At 66.6% G+C, this 15507-nt stretch carries 13 protein-coding genes; 10 read left to right on the top strand and 3 right to left on the bottom strand.

Annotation, left to right across the window (positions count from 1 at the left end; translation table 11 throughout):
• Positions 1 to 9: 9 nt before the first annotated feature.
• Entirely contained in the window at positions 10 to 993 is a 984-nt protein-coding gene (gene iolG / locus SP5_RS16695) for an inositol 2-dehydrogenase (protein ID WP_042490792.1), read from the bottom strand.
• A 77-nt stretch (positions 994 to 1070) separates the two neighbouring features.
• Between iolG and SP5_RS16690 the strand changes: the two genes are divergently transcribed.
• The 8 genes from SP5_RS16690 to SP5_RS16655 all read left to right on the top strand — a co-directional run bounded on the left by SP5_RS16690 (position 1071) and on the right by SP5_RS16655 (position 9782).
• Positions 1071 to 2999, top strand: a complete 1929-nt coding sequence (locus tag SP5_RS16690) for a bifunctional 5-dehydro-2-deoxygluconokinase/5-dehydro-2-deoxyphosphogluconate aldolase (RefSeq protein ID WP_042490789.1) — start codon at positions 1071 to 1073, stop codon at positions 2997 to 2999.
• A 3-nt stretch (positions 3000 to 3002) separates the two neighbouring features.
• Complete coding sequence (iolD, locus tag SP5_RS16685) at positions 3003 to 4829, top strand: 3D-(3,5/4)-trihydroxycyclohexane-1,2-dione acylhydrolase (decyclizing) (protein WP_042490786.1); 1827 nt, start codon at positions 3003 to 3005, stop codon at positions 4827 to 4829.
• 111 nt (positions 4830 to 4940) lie between these two features.
• Positions 4941 to 5834: a myo-inosose-2 dehydratase gene (gene iolE / locus SP5_RS16680; RefSeq protein ID WP_042490784.1), complete on the top strand. Its 894-nt coding sequence runs from the start codon at positions 4941 to 4943 to the stop codon at positions 5832 to 5834.
• Positions 5831 to 6634: a 5-deoxy-glucuronate isomerase gene (gene iolB / locus SP5_RS16675; RefSeq protein WP_042490782.1), complete on the top strand. Its 804-nt coding sequence runs from the start codon at positions 5831 to 5833 to the stop codon at positions 6632 to 6634. Before iolE ends, iolB begins: the two co-directional genes overlap by 4 nt.
• Positions 6635 to 6859: 225 nt before the next feature.
• Entirely contained in the window at positions 6860 to 7267 is a 408-nt protein-coding gene (locus tag SP5_RS19830) for an L-lactate permease (RefSeq protein ID WP_369386098.1), read from the top strand.
• 2 nt (positions 7268 to 7269) lie between these two features.
• The gene (locus SP5_RS16665) at positions 7270 to 8043 is read left to right on the top strand and encodes an FCD domain-containing protein (protein ID WP_245613530.1); all 774 of its coding nucleotides are present in this window, start codon (positions 7270 to 7272) and stop codon (positions 8041 to 8043) included.
• A gap of 16 nt (positions 8044 to 8059) precedes the next feature.
• Positions 8060 to 9193, top strand: coding sequence for an FMN-dependent L-lactate dehydrogenase LldD (gene lldD, locus SP5_RS16660; protein ID WP_042490777.1), 1134 nt, complete (start codon positions 8060 to 8062; stop codon positions 9191 to 9193).
• A gap of 334 nt (positions 9194 to 9527) precedes the next feature.
• Positions 9528 to 9782: a hypothetical protein gene (locus tag SP5_RS16655; RefSeq protein WP_157013785.1), complete on the top strand. Its 255-nt coding sequence runs from the start codon at positions 9528 to 9530 to the stop codon at positions 9780 to 9782.
• Here SP5_RS16655 and SP5_RS16650 read toward each other — a convergent pair.
• Together SP5_RS16650 and SP5_RS16645 are read right to left on the bottom strand one after the other, a co-directional pair.
• Positions 9745 to 10263, bottom strand: a complete 519-nt coding sequence (locus SP5_RS16650) for an isoprenylcysteine carboxyl methyltransferase family protein (RefSeq protein WP_042490773.1) — start codon at positions 10261 to 10263, stop codon at positions 9745 to 9747. The two genes, SP5_RS16655 and SP5_RS16650, sit on opposite strands and share 38 nt — an antisense overlap.
• Positions 10260 to 11312: a type III polyketide synthase gene (locus SP5_RS16645; protein ID WP_042490771.1), complete on the bottom strand. Its 1053-nt coding sequence runs from the start codon at positions 11310 to 11312 to the stop codon at positions 10260 to 10262. Before SP5_RS16645 ends, SP5_RS16650 begins: the two co-directional genes overlap by 4 nt.
• Positions 11313 to 11437: 125 nt before the next feature.
• Between SP5_RS16645 and SP5_RS16640 the strand changes: the two genes are divergently transcribed.
• Both SP5_RS16640 and katG read left to right on the top strand, forming a co-directional pair.
• Positions 11438 to 12994 (top strand): DHA2 family efflux MFS transporter permease subunit, encoded by a 1557-nt coding sequence (locus SP5_RS16640; protein ID WP_042490769.1) that lies wholly within the window; start codon positions 11438 to 11440, stop codon positions 12992 to 12994.
• A 162-nt stretch (positions 12995 to 13156) separates the two neighbouring features.
• Positions 13157 to 15382, top strand: a complete 2226-nt coding sequence (katG, locus tag SP5_RS16635; RefSeq protein ID WP_042490767.1) for a catalase/peroxidase HPI — start codon at positions 13157 to 13159, stop codon at positions 15380 to 15382.
• The last annotated feature ends 125 nt before the right edge of the window (positions 15383 to 15507 follow it).

Below are 15507 nucleotides of genomic sequence, written 5' to 3'. Positions count from 1 at the left end.
CGGTCAGGGTCAGACGGGCTCCATCCGGCCGGAGGCCATCGACCGGCGGGCGGCTTCGGCGAGGGCGAGCGCCGCCACCCCGTCATGATGATCGATCAGCGGCGCCGCGCCTTCGAGCATGTCGGCGAAGTGGGCGATCTCGTGACGATAGGCATCGGCATAGCGATCGAGGAAGAATGTCTGGATGGGCGCGCTCCGGCATCCGTCCGCGCTCCACTCCTCGACGCTGGTCCGGGCGATGTTGCCTGCCCGGATCAGCCCGCGTTCGCCGAAGACCTCGATACGCTGGTCATAGCCATAGCCGCTGCGTCGGCTGGAACTGATCGTACACATACGGCCGTCCGCGGTGGTCAGGATCGTGCGGGCCGTGTCGACGTCCCCCGCCGCACCGATCGCGGGATCGATCAGGCAGGCCGCCTGTGCGAACACGCCGGTAAAGGGCGCATCCATCAGCCAGCGCGCCATGTCGAAATCGTGAATGACCATATCGCTGAACAGCCCGCCCGACGTCTCGACATAGGCGATCGGGGGCGGGGCGGGATCATGGCTGACGATATGAACGGCTTCGACCGCGCCCAGGGCATTGTCCGCCAGCCGCGACCGCAGCGCCGCGAAATGCGGATCGAAGCGGCGGTTGAACCCGATGAGCACCCGCGCGCCCATCGTATCCAGCATCTCGGCGGCGGCACGTGCGCGGGCCAGGTCGAGGTCGACGGGCTTTTCGCAGAAGACGGTGTGCCCCCTGCGTGCGGCGGCGAGCATCAGGTCGACATGCGTCGGCGTGGGGCTGGCGATGACGACCCCGTATATGCCCGGCATCGACAGGGCGGTTTCGACATCGACCGCTGGCACGCCATGATGGCGGGCCAGTCGCCCGGCCGCATCCGGCAGGGCGTCGGCCACGCAGGCCAGCCTCAGGCGTGGGTGGGCGGCAATCGATTCCGCATGAACCGTTCCGATCCGCCCCGCCCCGATCAATGCGATCTGATGCACGCCCGCTCCCAGATAAAACCGCCTCCATTTTCCACCGCCGAAGGACTTTCGGCAAGTCCGCGCCGGGACCGAGCCTTATGACGACAGAGCCGAACGCCCGTCGACTGGACCTGATCACAATCGGCCGGTCCTGCGTCGACCTGTATGGCGAGCAGATCGGAGGCCGCCTGGAGGACATGGCCAGTTTCGCCAAATATGTCGGCGGCAGTCCGACGAACACGGCGATCGGCGCGGTCCGTCTGGGCCTGCGCGCCGGGCTGCTGACGCGTGTAGGCGACGATCATATGGGCCGGTTCGTTCGCGAACAGCTGACCCGCGAGGGGGTCGCGACGGACGGCGTCGTGACCGATCGGGAACGGCTGACCGCGCTGGTGATCCTGGGCATCCAGGACGCCGAGACCTTTCCCCTGATCTTCTACCGCGAGAATTGCGCCGATGCCGCGCTATGCGAGGAGGATATCGACCCCGACTATATCGCCACGGCCGGCGCGGTCCTGATCAATGGCACGCATCTGGCGCAGCCGGTGCCGCGCGCGGCCAGCCTGAAGGCGGCGCGGCTGGCCCGGGCCGGGGGCGGGCGGGTCGTTTTCGATATCGATTACCGGCCGGTCCTCTGGGGACTGACCGCGCGCGACAGGGGCGAAACCCGGTTCGTCGCCGACGAAGTCGTGACGGCGACGCTGCAATCGGTCTTGCCGCTGGTCGATCTGGTGGTCGGGACGGAGGAGGAAATCCATATCCTGGGTGGGACGGTCGATACGATCGCCGCGCTGCGCCGGATTCGTTCGCTGTGTGACGCGACGGTGGTGGTCAAGCGGGGTGCTCAAGGGTGCCTGATCGTCGATGGCCCGGTCCCCGCCACGGTCGAGGATGGGCTGGTCGTTCCCGGTTTCGCCGTCGCCATGTTCAACGCACTGGGCGCGGGCGACGCCTTCATGGCCGGGTTCCTTCGAGGATGGCTGCACGGCGAGCCGCTGACCGTCTGCGGGCTTTGGGGCAATGCGTGCGGCGCGCTGGTCGTCTCCCGTCATGGTTGCGCGCCCGCGATGCCCGGCTGGCGCGAGTTGCAAATGTTCATCGCGACGACCGACCGGCCCCACCGGCTTCGCGACGACCGGAGGCTGGAACGGGTACACCGGACGGTCGAACGGGGCATATGCTATGACAGCCTGATGGTCCTGGCCGTGGATCATCGCACCCATTTCGAGGAATTGGTGGCCAGCCTGGGCGGGGAGAGCAGGGCGAGGGTCGCCACGTTCAAGTCGCTGGTGTTGCGCGCGACGGATCGGCTGGCGGCGGGGGATACGGGCTTCGGCGTCCTGCTGGACGGCGGTGACGGCGCATCGGCGCTGACGGCGGCGGCGGGCTTGCCCTATTGGGTCGGACGCCCGATCGAGATACCGGGGTCCCGGCCCCTCCGCTTCGAGGGGGATATCGATCCGGCGATCACCCTGCGCGAATGGCCGGTGACGCAGGTCGTCAAATGCCTGGTCTATTACCGTCTCGACGATCCGGCCGAATTGCGTGCGGCGCAGGATCGCGAGCTGTTGCGGCTTTACGAGGCGTGTCGGGCGACACGGCACGAAATGCTGCTCGAAGTCATCGTCTCGGCCCACGGCCCGGTCGATGCGCGGACGACCGCGGATGTGCTGGCGCATTTCTATGCGATCGGCATCTATCCCGAATGGTGGAAGCTGGAGCCGTCCGACGATCCGGCAGTCTGGTCCGCCATCGCGCGCGTGATCGAGGAGGGGGACGCGGATTGTCGGGGCGTCCTGCTGCTCGGTCTGTCCGCGACGCCCGAGGTCCTGCTCGAACGCTTCACCGTCGCGGCGGCCTGTCCGATGGTGAAGGGTTTTGCGGTCGGGCGGACGATCTGGCACAAGGCTGCGGCCGACTGGCTGGCCGGTACGATCGACGAGGAAGAGGCGGTGACCCGGATCGCGATGAATTTTCATGTGCTGGTGGACGCTTGGCGGCGCGCAAGGGCCGCCTTTCCCGCCTGAGCGATGGCTGTCGAACCGAAGCTGCGGCTGACCGCAGGTCAGGCGCTGGTCCGATGGATGATCGCGCAACAGGTCGAGACCGCCGGGGGCATCCGGCCTTATTTTGCCGGGGTCTGGGCGATCTTCGGTCATGGCAATGTCGCGGGACTGGGAGAGGCGCTGGCGGCGGCGTCCGATGACCTGCCGACGCTGCGGGCGCATAGCGAGCAGGGCATGGCGCATGCCGCCATCGCCTTTGCCAAGCAGAACCGTCGCGAGCGGGCCATGGCCTGCACCAGTTCGATCGGTCCCGGTGCTACCAACATGGTCACCGCCGCTGCACTGGCGCATGTCAATCGCCTGCCGATCCTGCTTCTGCCCGGCGACGTCTTCGCCAGTCGCCGCCCCGATCCCGTTCTTCAGCAACTGGAGAGCTTTGGGGATCCGACCACCAGCGTCAACGATTGCCTGCGCCCCGTATCGCGCCTGTTCGACCGCATCCTGCGGCCCGAACAGTTGATCGATGCCCTTCCCCGCGCGATGGCGGTGTTGACCGATCCGGCGGCTTGCGGACCTGTCACGCTGTGCCTGTGCCAGGATGTGCAGGCCGAGGCGTTCGATTATCCGGTCTCGCTGTTTCGCACGCGGGTCTGGCGGCGGCGCCGACCCGTCCCGGATCATCGCGAAGTCGACGATCTGGTGACGGCGCTGCGCAATGCCCGCGCGCCGCTGATCGTGGCGGGAGGGGGTGTTCTCTACGCTCGCGCCGAAAAAGGGCTTGCACGGTTTGCGGCCGTCACCGGCATTCCGGTTGCGGAAACCCAGGCGGGGAAGGGCGCGATGCCCGATGATCATCCCCAGGCGCTCGGCGCGGTCGGCGTGACCGGAACGTCGGCGGCGAATGATGCGGCGGCGGCGGCGGACGTGATCGTCGCCATCGGCACGCGGTTGCAGGACTTCACGACGGGGTCGCGCACCCTGTTCGACGTTGATGCCACGCTGTTCCAGGTCAACGTCGCGCTGCATGACACGGCCAAGCATGATGCACGACCTGTGCTGGGCGATGCGGGCGTCGTGCTGGACGATCTGGCGGAGCGGCTGAAGGGCTGGCAGGTCGATCCGGCATGGCGCGCCCGCAACCTGTCGGCCCGAGCCCTATGGCTGCGGCAATGGGCAGAGGTCGTTGCCCCGGACGACAACGTTCCGTCCGATGCTCAGGTGGTCGGTGCAGTCTGGCGGGTGTCGCGACCGGATGACGTGGTCGTCTGCGCGGCGGGCGGCCTGCCCGGCGAGATGCACAAATTCTGGCGGGTGTCGCGTCCTGGCGGCTATCATGCCGAATATGGCTTCTCGTGCATGGGATATGAGATTGCAGGCGGGCTGGGCGTCGCGCTGGCGGCGCCCGACTGTCGTGTGACCGTGATGGTCGGTGACGGCAGTTATCTGATGCTCAATTCTGAGATCGCCACGGCCGTTGCGATGGGGTGCCGCATGACGATCGTCCTGGTCGACAATGGCGGCTTCGGGTGCATCGACCGTTTGCAACGCGCGACCGGCGGCAGGGCATTCGGAAACCTGCGCGATCAGGCCGCCCCGACCATCGACTTCGTCGCCCATGCCCGCAGCCTGGGGGCCAGCGCCGAGCGGGTCGGTGACATTGCCGCGCTCGAGGCGTCGCTGGCTCGGGCGAGGGACGCCGGGGGCGTCAGCCTCATCGTCATCCCGACCGACCCGGCGCGATCGACCGGGGTGGGCGGTCATTGGTGGGACGTGCCCGTCGCCGAATGCTCCGATCGCTCCGATGTGCGCACGGCACGTCATCTTTATGATGCCGAGCGACGGAGGATATAAGGAAGCCCGCCCCGGTTTCATGCCTTGGCCTGGACCGCCGGACTGGCTTATGACGCTCGTCGCTTCGCTCGGCGTGATCCTCATCTGCCCGGGCCTGCTGGGAGTGCGTGGATGGCCATAAGCTGGGGAGTCAGTCCCATCGCCTGGGCGAATGACGATCTGCCCGCGCTGGGTGGCGCCATCACCGCCGATCGGATCATGGCCGAGGCAAATGGGATCGGCTTTGAGGGCATAGAACTCGGCAACCGCTTTCCCCGCGATCCCGCGCTCTTGTCATCGCAATTGTCCGCCCATGACCTCCGGCTGATCGGCGGCTGGTATGGCAGCAGCCTGCTGACCCGGTCGGCCGAGGCCGAGATTGCGACGCTGCAAACGCATCTTGCCCTGCTGCAAAAGCTGGGCAGCGATGTCTTTATTCTGGCCGAAACCTCCAACGCCATTCATGGGCAACAGGGAACGCCACTGACATTACGGCCGCGCCTGCAATCCGCCGACTGGGCCGTTTTCGGCGCCCGGCTCGACCGGGTTGCGGCCTATCTGGCGGATCGGGGCTTTCGCCTGGCCTATCATCATCATTTGGGTACGATCGTCGAGACAGGTGAAGACCTGCATCGTCTGATCGAGGCAACGGGCGATCAGGTCCGGCTGACCCTGGACACCGGCCATGCGACGCTGGCCGGGATCGATCCCGTCGCTATCGTTCGGCAATATCCGTCGCGGATTGCGCATGTCCATTGCAAGGATGTCCGGGCCGCGCGTTTCGGGGCGCTGAAGCGCGCCAAAGGCAGTTTTCTGGACGGTGTCGTCGAGGGCATGTTCACGGTCCCCGGTGACGGTGACATCGACTTCGCGCCCTTGCTCCGCGCGCTCGCCGACATCGGCTATGACGGTTGGGTGGTGATCGAGGCGGAGCAGGATCCGGCGAAGGCGGACCCGGCAACATATCAGCGTCTGGGGTTGGACACGCTCCGCCGGATTGCGGCCGACACGGGATTGGTCGCGTGACGCTGCGCCTGCGCCCGCAAGAGCCCGATGCCGAGGGTGTGGTGATCGATGTGACGCCCGAGAGCGCGGGTTGGTCGTATGTCGGCTTTCGCGTGGTACGGCTGGCCCCCGGCGCGCGATATGCCGGGGGTGAAGCGGGACGGGAAGTCTGCATCGTCCTGGCGAGCGGTCGCGCGACGATCTCGGCCGGGGACAGGATCTTTCGCGCGATCGGGGGCAGGACGACGGTGTTCGACGGTCCGCCCATATCCCTCTATGTCCCCGCAGGCGTTGGCTATGATATCGAGGCGCATACGCCCGTCGAGATCGCGATCTGTTCCGCGCCGGGTCTGGGGAACAGGGTGGTGCACTTGATCGCGGCCGAGGATGTCGGTCTGGAAACCCGTGGTAGCGGCACCAACATGCGTTTCGTCCGCAACATCCTGCCGGACACGTCGGACGTCGCGGAAGCGCTTCTCGTCGTGGAAGTCGTGACACCCGGCGGGCACTGGTCGAGCTATCCGCCGCACAAGCACGATGCCGATGCCTGGCCGGACGAAACGCAGCTGGAGGAAAGCTATTGGCATCGGACCCGCCATCCCAAAGGCTTTGCGTTCCAGCGCGTCTATACTGACGACCGCTCACTCGACGAGACCATGACGATCGAGGATGGCGATGTCGTGCTGGTGCCGCGCGGCTATCACCCGGTCGCGGCGGCCCATGGGCATGATCTCTATTACCTCAATGTTATGGCCGGTCCTCGCCGGGCGTGGCGATTTACCGAAGATCCCGCCTTCCGCTACGACGTGGCCGTTGATTGACGGAGGCCAGGCCGCCGAAGCTACACCACCAACCGGGACACGACCTGCCATTAGGGCTCTCGGGACCATCCCGCATACCCGGCCGCCTGCCATATGCGGCTGCTATCGATTACCAGTTCGGGGTAGATAGGCTTTTACCAGCAAGCCCGGCAGCCCTTTATGGTAGTACCAGAAAACGCTAGATATGAGGCTGATTAATTGACGCTGAGCGTCAAATGGCGAATTGTGACTTTAGTGACCAGAATTTGGTACTACCAGAAGCCAAGAAGAGGTGCCGTGGTGGCTTGGTCGCAGAATTATGATTCGTTGGGCGGTATCCGGCAGTCAATCCTGAACGTCACCAAGGACCAGCGTCTGCAAGTGTTACTGGCCGGTTTCGGGTTAGGAGTCTCTCTGAAAGGAGTCGTCAGGTTCGGAGCGCCGGTGGCGATCACCGTGGCCCTGCTGATCGGGCTGGGCTTTCGGTCGCTCTATGCCGCTGGCCTGTGCCTGATCGCGAACATCGCGCCCTTCCTGATCCTGACCAAGTTCGTCTTCGGGTGCAGCATCGACCCGGTCAAGGCGGTGTTCGCCGCCGACGGGTCGCTCGCGCATCTCGTGCTGAAGCTGCACCTATCGTGGATGATCCCGTGAATATGCTCATGACAGCGCCCGCCAGCGTATCCCACCGGGCGGAGGCTGCGATCGAGGAACTGATCGCCCAGCGCAAATTGCTGCCGGGTGCGCGGCTGCCCTCCGAACGGTCGCTGGCCGAAACGCTCGGCGTATCGCGCAACATCCTGCGGGAGGCGATGAACCGGCTGGCGGCGCAGGGGCGCATCATCATCCGCCCGCGCGCCGGGGCGATCCTGGCCGAGCCGTCGGCGCAATGGACCGAACAGATGATCGCCGAGCCGCTGGCCCCGCTGGTCGAGGCCGATCCGGGTTATCGCCACGATATCTTCGAGGTTCGGGAGTCGCTTGACGGCGCGGCCGCTTATCACGCCGCACGGCGCGCCGATGCGGTGGACAAGGACCGTATCCGCCGCCGCTTCGATGCAATGGAGAAGCTGCACGGGGCGGGCGACGTGGCGGCGGAGGCCCATGCCGATGCCGCCTTCCACCTCGCCATCGCCCATGCCTCGCGCAACGCGGTGCTGACCCATGTCATGTCCAGCCTGTTCGGGCTGCTCCATACCAGCATCTCGCAGAGCCGCGAAAAGATCTATGCCGTGCCACTGACGTTCGAAGCGCTGTCGGGGCAGCACCGTGCGATCATGGATCGCATCGTCGCTGGCGATGCGGACGGCGCGCGCGATGCGGCCGATGTCCATCTCGAATTCGTGCGCAACACCGTCCGGCGGGTCGAGGAGGACCAGGCCCGGACCGAACGCGCCGCCGCCGCGCGCAGTGCGGACCTCTCGTTATAGATTTGGGAACAATCCAATGATCATTTCCGCCACCACCGACTATCGCGAAGCCGCACGGCGCCGTCTGCCCCCGTTCCTGTTCCACTATATCGACGGCGGCGCCTATGCCGAACATACGTTGCGCCGCAACGTCGCGGACCTGTCCGACGTGGCGCTGCGCCAGCGGGTGCTGCGCGACGTCGCCGATATCGACCTGGGTACGACGTTGTTCGGACAGTCGCTCGGGATGCCGGTGATACTGGCACCCGTGGGGCTGACCGGCATGTATGCCAGGCGCGGCGAAGTGCAGGCGGCACGGGCGGCGGCTCAGAAGCGGGTGCCGTTCACCCTGTCGACCGTGTCGGTCTGCGCCATCGACGAGGTACAGCGCCAGTCGCCCGCGCCGATCTGGTTCCAGCTCTATGTGCTGAAGGATCGCGGCTTCATGCGCGACGCGCTGGAGCGGGCGCAGGCGGCTGGGGTGGAGACCCTGGTCTTCACCGTCGACATGCCGGTGCCGGGCGCACGCTACCGCGATGCGCATTCGGGCATGTCGGGGCCGAACGCGGCGTGGCGGCGGATGCTGCAGGCGATCACGCATCCCCGCTGGGCATGGGATGTCGGCATCCATGGGCGGCCGCATGACCTGGGCAATATCTCGGCCTATCGCGGCGCAGCGACGGGCCTGGCCGACTATATCGGCTGGCTGGGCGCGAATTTCGATCCGTCGATCGGGTGGCGCGATCTGCAATGGATCCGCGACTTCTGGAAGGGATCGATCGTGATCAAGGGCATTCTCGACGTCGAGGACGCGCGGGAGGCGGTGCGCTTTGGCGCGCAGGGTATCGTCGTGTCCAACCATGGCGGGCGGCAGCTCGACGGCGTGTTGTCCTCGGCGCGGGCGCTGCCGACCATCGCCGACGCGGTGAAGGGACAACTCACGATCCTCGCGGATTCGGGTGTCCGGTCGGGCCTGGACGTGGTGCGCATGCTGGCCTTGGGCGCGGATGCGGCCATGCTGGGGCGGGCCTTCATCTATGCGTTGGCCGCCGATGGCCAGGCGGGGGTCGCCAACCTGCTCGACCTGTTCGACCGGGAGATGCGGGTGGCGATGGCGCTGACCGGCGTGCGGACGATCGCGGACATCGATTCGACCATCATCGCACGCTGATGCGGAACGGACCGGCGCAAACGTCCGCCATGTCGAAACGGGGATGCAGGATTCCGCATTTCCGGCAGCGGACGGGATGTGCCGCTTGGCTTTCCGGTCCGGTGGCGGCGGGAGCGACGCTCGCCACCACCAGACCGCAGAGGATTATCTGACGCCGCGCCGGAAGGTTGGACGGTTGCAGCACCATCTCGACGCGGCGCAACAGCAACCAAGCGGAATTGCGGTTTCGGGGTAACCGACGCCCAGGCTGCCGCTATCCATGAGCCCAAAAACCTGGCGTTTCGCGTTTATTATGGGATACATCGCAGCCACGATGTCACGAGGTGCAAGTCACATGATGTACGCAGTCCTGATCGCCGCCGCCCTCTTGTCGCCCCTGACCGTCGGCGTCGCCCAGGCACAGCCCGATCCCGGCAAGAAGGCCTGTGTCGCCGAAGCGCGGCGGCTGTGCCCGATGGAGATGAAGTCGATGAGCCGCAAGAAGGTCGAGGGCTGCATGATCCAGAAGATCGACCAGACCTCGCCCGCCTGTCACGCCGCGATGCTGCGGATCAAGGCCGAGCGGGAGGCGGTGGCGACCCGGCGCTGAGGCCCAGCGCGCGGTTCTCCGCACCGATACGGACATACAGCATCGCCGCGTTCAGGATGGTGAACAGCGCAGCGATTCCGAACAGCCCGAAGGTGAGGGGCAGCACCGCGATCTCGGCGGTGACGACCGCGTAGTTGGGGTGGCGCAGGAAACGGAACGGTCCCCGGGCAACCAGCGAGGCGCCCGGCAGGACGATGATCCGCGTCGTCCAGCGCGAACCCAGGGTCGCCAGCACCCAGATCCGCATCCCCTGCAACACGGCGAAGACCAGCAGCAATGGCCACGAGACCGCCCGGTCGCCCACGCTGAACCACAGGGCGATCAGCCAGGCGGTGTGCATCGCGACCATCACCGGATAATGGTTTGCACCATATTCGCGCGCTCCCGCCGCCATCAGCCGGGCGGTGTTGCGCCGCGCGATGACCAGCTCGCTCAATCGCTGGAGCGTGACGAACGCCATGATGGCATAGGGCAGGGTCATCGATCGCACTCCAGCACCAGCGAAGACGCGGTGAAGCCCGGCCCCAGGGCGCTCAGGAGAGAGCGGGGCGGCAGGCCTTCCCGGCGATAACGGTCCAATACGAACAGCACGGTCGGCGCGGACATGTTGCCATGGTCGCGAAGGACCGTGCGCTCCTGCGCCAGCGCACCGTGCGCCAGTCCGAGGGCGCTTTCCAGCGCGTCCAGCACGCGCGCCCCGCCGGGATGGCAGATGAAGCGGTCGATGTCCGACAGGGCGAGGCCTTGCCTCTCCAGCATACCGGTCACCGCCTGGCGCATCTCGCGTTCGACAAAGGTCGGGATCGCGCGGTTCAGGACGACCGCCAGCCCCGTCTGCTCGGTTCGCCACCCCATGATGTCGAGCGTGTCGTTCCAGGTGTTTTCCGCGCTGCCGACGACCTGTGCAAAGCCTTCGCGACCCGTTCGCAGGAGGCACGCCGCCGCGCCGTCACCGAACAGCGCGGTGGAGATCAGGTCGGCCTTGTCCGCGCCGTTGGTCCTCAGGGCCAGGCTGCACAGCTCGACCGTGACGAACAGCACGGTCGAGCCGGGTCGCGCGCGGGCCAGATCGGCGGCGAGGGCCAGCCCGGTGGCGCCGCCCGCGCACCCCAGGCCGAAGACCGGCACGCGTCGCACATCGTTCCGGAATGACAGATGCGCCATGGCCCGCGCCTCCAGGCTGGGCGTGGCGATCCCGGTCGAGGAGACGGTGACGATGGCATCGACGTCCCCGGCCTCCAGTCCGGCCTCCTCCAGCGCACCGCCACCGGCGGCGACGAACAGGTCGAGCGCGACGTCGAGATAGGCGGCGCTCCGCTCCTCGAACGAGCGGGGCGTGCGATACCAGTCGAGCGGCATGGCCAGCTGGCGCTCGGCGATGCCCGCATGGTCGAATACGGGCGCCAGCCGATCGAAATCGGTGAAGCGGTCGCCGATCAATTCCCGCGCCGTGGCGAGGGCCTGATCCTGGGACAGTCGATGAGGGGGTGTGCGGGTCGCGAGCGACAAAAGGGCAACCGGTTGAGACATGCACCGTCCGAGTAGCCGGTCAACCGGCGGAAATGGATACCGGAGCGCAACGATCCGCGTCTCGGCTTGTTCAACCTGTCGAAAAATACAGGATAGGGCGGACGGATGGAAGGCGAAGCGACGATATGACGGCGGCAACCGCATCGCCCGCTGTGGAGCCGCAGACGGCCGGGTTCGCCGCTTGGGCGGGCTTCACCTTCATGTGTCTGGGCATGTTCATGGCGATCCTGGACGTGCAGATCGTCGCCACCTCGCTGCCGACGATCCAGGCGGCGCTGCGCATCACGCCCGACCGGATGGTCTGGATCCAGACCGCCTATCTGACCGCCGAGATCGTCGCGATCCCGCTGACCGGCTATCTGACCGATGTGCTGGGGATGCGGCGGCTGTTCGTCGGCGCGATCAGCCTGTTCACGCTGGCCTCGATCGGATGCGCGATGAGCGGCAGTTTCGAGACCCTGATCCTGTGGCGGGTCGTGCAGGGCTTTTCGGGCGGCACGCTGATCCCCATCGTGTTTTCGGCCGTCTTCCTGCTGTTCCCGGCGCGGGTGCAGGGGCTGGCCACGACGATCGCCGGTGTGGCTGCCGTGCTGGCGCCGACCATCGGGCCGATCGTCGGCGGATGGGTGACGCAATCCTTTTCGTGGCACTGGCTGTTCCGCATCAACATCGTGCCGGGCATCGTCGCGGCGCTGGGCGTTGCGTGGCTGTTGCGCGGGCAGGCGGCGGTCGAGCGGTCGGGCACGCGCCGTACCATCGATATCGCGGCGCTGCTTCTGCTCGCCGCCGCGCTCGTCGCGTTGCAGATCGGCTTGAAGGACGCACCGGCGCGCGGCTGGGGCGATGGGCGCGTGCTGGGCCTGCTGGCGGCCTTCGTGGCGTGCGGGACCGTGTTCGTCGTGCGGACATGGCGTGCGCAGGTGCCGCTTGTCGAGCTGCGTTGCTTCGCCGACCGCAATTTCGCGATCGGGTGCCTGTTCAGCTTCGTGCTGGGGTTCGGCCTGTTCGGCTCTACCTATCTGATGCCCTTTTTCCTGGGGCTGGTGCGCGAGCATGGTGCGCTGCGCATCGGCGAGATCATGCTGGTCACCGGCATCGCGCAGCTGGTGAGTGCGCCCATCGCGGTCTGGGCGGAGCGTCGGGTCGATCCGCGCTGGCTGACCGCCTTCGGCTTCGGATTGTTCGCGATCGGCCTGCTGATGAGCATGGGACAGACCGCGCAGACCGATTTCCACGCGATGATCCTGCCGCAGGTGGTGCGTGGGGCGGCGATCATGTTCTGCCTGTTGCCGCCGACCCGCATGGCGCTGGGCCGCTTGCCGCGCACTTTGGTCGCGGATGGCAGCGGGCTGTTCAACTTGATGCGCAATCTGGGCGGCGCGGTCGGGCTGGCGCTGGTCGACACGGTGATCTTCAGCCGCGCCGCGACCGAGGGACGCCATATCGCCAGCCGCCTTCAGGCGGGCGACCTCGACACGGCGCTGCGCATCGGTATCCCCAAGGACGCGTTTCTGGAACAACGTGGCCAGCCGCTCGACGATTTCGCTGTCGAGATGGTGCGGCCGCTGGTGGAAAAGGCCGCGCTGGTCCCTGCCGTCAACGCGGCCTGGGCCATGTGCGGGGTGCTGACCGCCATCGTCCTGATCGCGGTGCTATGGGTGCGGCGTACCCCCGCCGAATGAGGCGGGACCTCGGTTCGCTATGGGCGTTTTTGTTCCATGAACGCAGCGTCGATAGTGATCGATTAATGAAATCTGTCAGGCCCGAAAAATCGCTTGGACAGCGTATCGTCGGATGCGGCACCTTCCCTCGCATAGGAACACCCGTTGGAAGAGGACTCCGAGATGGCCGATTACGAAAAGCCCAAGGGCGGCGGTTGCCCGATGGGCGGCAAGGGCGGCGGCGAGGTCAAGGCGCGGTCGCTGCTGGGGCGGACCAACAAGGATTGGTGGCCCGACTCGCTGCCGGTCGACATGCTGCACCAGCATGGCGTCTCGCCCAATCCGATGGGCGAGGATTTCGACTATGCCGAGGCGTTCAACGCGCTCGACTATGCCGCCGTCAAGGCCGACCTGCTCGCGCTGATGACCGACAGCAAGCCGTGGTGGCCGGCGGACTATGGCCATTATGGCCCGTTCATGATCCGCATGGCCTGGCACGCCGCGGGCACGTACCGCGTGACCGATGGGCGCGGCGGGTCGTCGTCGGGGCAGCAGCGTTTCGAGCCGCTCAACTCGTGGCCGGACAACGGCAATCTCGACAAGGCACGACGCCTGCTGTGGCCGATCAAGCAGAAGTACGGCAAGCATATCAGCTGGGCCGACCTGTTCATCCTGGCGGGCAATGTCGCGATCGAGAGCATGGGCGGGCCGACCTTCGGCTTTGCGGGCGGCCGCAAGGACGTCTATGCGTCGGAGGGTGATACCTTCTGGGGCGCCGAGGAGCTGTGGGTCGATGAAGGCGCGCAGACCCGCATCACCGAGGAACTGCCCGAGTTGGAAGGGCCGCTCGCCGCGATCCAGATGGGCCTCATCTACGTCAACCCCGAAGGTCCCGGCGGCAATCCCGATCCGCTGACCTCGGCGCGCGACATGAAGGCGACGTTCCAGCGCATGGCCATGAACTCGGAAGAGACGGTGGCGTTGACCGCCGGTGGTCACGCCTTCGGCAAGGCGCATGGCGCAAAGCCCCCGACGGGCTTCAAGAACCCTGCGGCGGAGGCGATCCACCAGCAGGGACTCGGCTGGCTGACCGACAGCGAGGAGATCGGGAAGGGCCACATCACGACCTCGGGCATCGAAGGTGCGTGGTCGAACAATCCGACCCAGTGGACCGGCGACTATCTGCGGCTGCTGTTCAAGTACGACTATGAGCTGACGCAGAGCCCGGCGGGTGCCAAGCAGTGGACCCCGGTCAACCCTGATCCTGAGGATATGGCCCCCGACGCGCGCGACCCGAACAAGCGCGTCCCCACGATCATGACCACCGCCGACATGGCGCTGAAGATGGACCCCGAGTTCCGCGAGATCGCGCTGCGCTTCCGGGACGACCAGTCCGCGCTCGACGATGCCTTCGCCCGCGCCTGGTTCAAGCTGACCCACCGCGACATGGGACCGAAGATCCGCTATCTCGGGCCGGAAGCCCCCGAAGAGACACTGATCTGGCAGGATCCCGTGCCCGAAGGCACCGCGCCGTCGGATGCCGCCGTGGCCGCGTTCAAGGAGGCGGTGCTTTCGAGCGAGCTGACGGTCGCACAGCTGGTCAAGACCGCCTGGGCTTCGGCATCGACCTATCGCCGGTCGGACCATCGCGGCGGCGCGAACGGTGCCCGCATCGCGCTGGCGCCGCAGAAGGACTGGGCGGTGAACGAGCCCGACCAGCTTCAGACGGTGCTGGCCAAGCTGAACGAGCTGCGCGGCGACATGTCGCTGGCCGATGCGATCGTGCTGGCGGGCTCGGCGGCGGTCGAGAAGGCGGCGCGCGACGCCGGGTTCGACGTCAACGTTCCGTTCCTGGGCGGTCGCGGCGATGCGACGCAGGAATGGACCGATGTCGAGAGCTTCAAGTGGATGGAGCCGCAGGCCGACGGCTTCCGCAACTATCTGAAGACCCGCAACCCGGTGAAGACCGAGGAACTGCTGCTCGACCGGGCGGCGCTGCTGGGACTGTCCGCGCCGGAGATGACAGTGCTGGTCGGTGGCCTGCGCGTACTGGGCGCGAATGTCGGCGATGCGCCGGAAGGCGTCCTGACCGACCGTCCGGGTCAGTTGACCAACGACTTCTTCGTCAACCTGCTCGACAACGATACCTTCTGGGATCTGGTCGATGCGTCGAGCGATGAGAAGTTCATCGGTTACGACCGTGGCGGCCGCCAGGAAAAGTGGCGGGCGACGCGGACTGACCTGGTCTTCGGCTCCAACTCGCAGCTGCGCGCGACGGCCGAGGTCTATGCCGAGAACGGGCATGAAGAGAAGTTCGTCCGCGACTTCGTGCGGGCCTGGGTGAAGGTGATGAACGCCGACCGCTTCGACGTGACCGCCAAGCCGGTGTCGGCCGACCAGGCCAGCTAAGTTCTCAGGTTGCTCTATGGGGGCGCGATGCACGGGACGCTGGTCCGGTGTGCCGCGCCCCTTTTTTCGTATTCGCGATGCTGTCTCGTATGGGGCAGGGGGAGAAACGACTTCGCGCGCGTGGA

The sequence above is a fragment of the Sphingomonas parapaucimobilis NBRC 15100 genome (assembly GCF_000787715.1).
Classification (GTDB): Bacteria; Pseudomonadota; Alphaproteobacteria; order Sphingomonadales; family Sphingomonadaceae; genus Sphingomonas; species Sphingomonas parapaucimobilis.
This window is presented reverse-complemented; position numbering and strand designations above follow the sequence as displayed.